This is a genomic window from Haladaptatus sp. W1, from assembly GCF_001723155.1.
Classification (GTDB): Archaea; Halobacteriota; Halobacteria; order Halobacteriales; family Haladaptataceae; genus Haladaptatus; species Haladaptatus paucihalophilus.
Window position 1 is genome coordinate 1 of sequence record NZ_MEIH01000003.1, and the last position, 2,124, is coordinate 2,124.

General features: G+C 60.3%; 1 protein-coding gene and 3 pseudogenes. 1 reads left to right on the plus strand and 3 read right to left on the minus strand.

From position 1 onward, the window contains the following. Positions 1 to 430: pseudogene (locus BG842_RS00055) on the minus strand (hypothetical protein); the annotation flags it as partial. Here BG842_RS00055 and BG842_RS00060 point away from each other — a divergent pair. Beyond that, positions 408 to 637 (plus strand): annotated as a pseudogene (locus tag BG842_RS00060) (DUF6293 family protein); the annotation flags it as partial. The pseudogenes BG842_RS00055 and BG842_RS00060 sit on opposite strands and share 23 nt — an antisense overlap. Before the next feature lie 478 nt (positions 638 to 1,115). Here BG842_RS00060 and BG842_RS00065 read toward each other — a convergent pair. After that, a complete protein-coding gene (locus BG842_RS00065; protein ID WP_069449183.1) occupies positions 1,116 to 1,496 on the minus strand; it encodes a two-component system response regulator in 381 nt (126 codons plus the stop codon). After that, positions 1,489 to 2,124: pseudogene (locus BG842_RS00070) on the minus strand (ATPase domain-containing protein); the annotation flags it as partial. The gene BG842_RS00065 and the pseudogene BG842_RS00070, both read right to left, overlap by 8 nt.

Genomic DNA, 2,124 nt, shown 5'->3' on the forward strand with positions numbered 1-2,124 from the left:
CGAGATTCGACAGGCCGTAGCAGCCGCGGGTCCGAAGGCGTCCACCTTCCACGCAGAGGGACGTGCCGGAGATGTAATAGTTTCGACCATCGCCGGTCCACTCGACGCGCGTTTTCTCCGGCAGGACGCAAGCCCGGTGCTTCGCCAGCGCATCGTCCACCGCATCGACGAACGACTCGTCGGGCGCGTTCAGCCAGCAGAGCGAGTGGTGTGGCACGGCGAAAAAGAGCCACTCGTCGTCGATGGTGGGCACCACGGTATGGAGGAAGAAGGCGCCGCTGTCGCCGTCTTCGAGCGACCACAGGTCGCGGAATTCGGCGCTGGCATCCGGAAGGGAAGCGTGATACCACGCGCCCGGATGCTCGTCATCGACCCACGAGAGCGAGTCGCGCACCGCGTTCCACGACACCCCGAAGAAAAAGGACCTCATCAGCTACGCCGAGGACGAGAGTTGTCGTTCATCGCCGACAGTAACCCGGCGAACGACAAGGCGAAGTTCGCCCTGCTGAACGCGAACATCGTCGACCCGCTGGAACGCGACGGCTACATCGAAGTTAGAAAGGTCGGACGACAAAAGCAGGTGACGCTGACCGAAACCGGCCACGACGTGCTGCGTGCGTTCCGACACAAACTGTAACGACGGAAATCGAACGACGGCGAGGTAGTGTTACGAGTTAGAATCGGATAGTGAGTTGAAACAGGGTCGTGAGTATCGATAGTATGGTGAGTTGCAATACTATCGACAGTCACATGGTAGAACTGAATTATCTATCCCCAGAAGAACTAATCGATGACGACGTAGCGCCCCATCACACCCACCCTCCACGGTCGTCTCCCCTGACGACCCGCTTCGGCCCTCGCCGCCCCGGCTGTTCGGTTCTACCGACAGCCATCCCCCGCGGTCGTCTCCCCGACGACCCGCTTCGGCCCTCGCCGCCCAGTGGTCCCATGCTGCCCCATGGTTCCCGGTGGGGCGCGTACGCATCGTCATCTACTCTCCTTCGACGGCCGCCGAACCCACAGCTCCGAGCGACGGGAGCAAAATAGGCCCGACGCAAGAGAAGGCAAAACAGAAATCTTCGAAACTCGGCGGTATCTCGGAAGTCCCGTTCAGGTTAGCGGTTCATGCGGATGTATTCCATCAGACCGCGTATCGTCGCCTGCAAGTCCGCCTTATCGACCGGCTTTTCGAGGATGGTCTGTGCACCTCGGCTGACCGCCTTTTGGCGCATCGCGGGCGGAATCTGCGCCGCGAGGACGAGCATGGGAATATCGCGGTCGTTGAGTTGTTCACAGCGCTTCCAGATGTCCTCGGTGAAGCCGTCCACGTCCAAAACGGCGAGGGCAACGTCGTCACACTGTTCGAGCAGGGCGTCGAACTCGTCCATGCTGGTCGCGATTTCGACGTCGTAGCCGCCGTTTTTGAGGAGGTCGGCGAGGAGTTCGAGGTTTCGCTCCCGTTTTCCCAGCGCGAGGATGAGGGCCGCCTCACTCATTGGCCGACTCCGAACGTTCCCGTGCCAACTCAGGAGAGCCGGAGAGAACGCCGCTGAGTTCGGTCAGCGGTTCGCCGACTTTGAGACCGTGTTCCGTGATCTGGAACTCGCGGAGCATCCGTTCGAAGTCGCTGGTTCGTTTTTTCAGCACGCCGATGGCCTTGCGCATCTCGCCGGAAACTTCGAGATGCCGAAGGAAAACGATATTGTCGGCGAGATAGCTGATTCCCGCCTCCGTCGCCTGAAATTCGCCGGTCACGGTGTCGATTTCGTCCACCAGAATGACGGTGATACCCATGTTCTTCAGATACCGACAGAGGGTGTGGAGTTTGCGGACCAGCACGCGGTCGTCGTCGTCCCGGAGCGACAGTTTGTAGCCGTCGATACCGTCTATCATGACGATACTGGTGTCGTTCTCCTCGACGTCCGTTCGAACACGGTGGGCGAACTCGGTCGCCGAGCAGTCGAGGGGTTTCATCTCCTCGACGGAGAGCGACCCCTGTTCTTCCATCTGCCGAACCGGGATGTTGATGTTCTCGCTCCGTTCGCGGAACGTCTCCAGCGTCTCCTCGAACATGTACATGACGGAGCGTTCTCCCCGCCGGCGGCCTCCTTCATGAACTGCGTT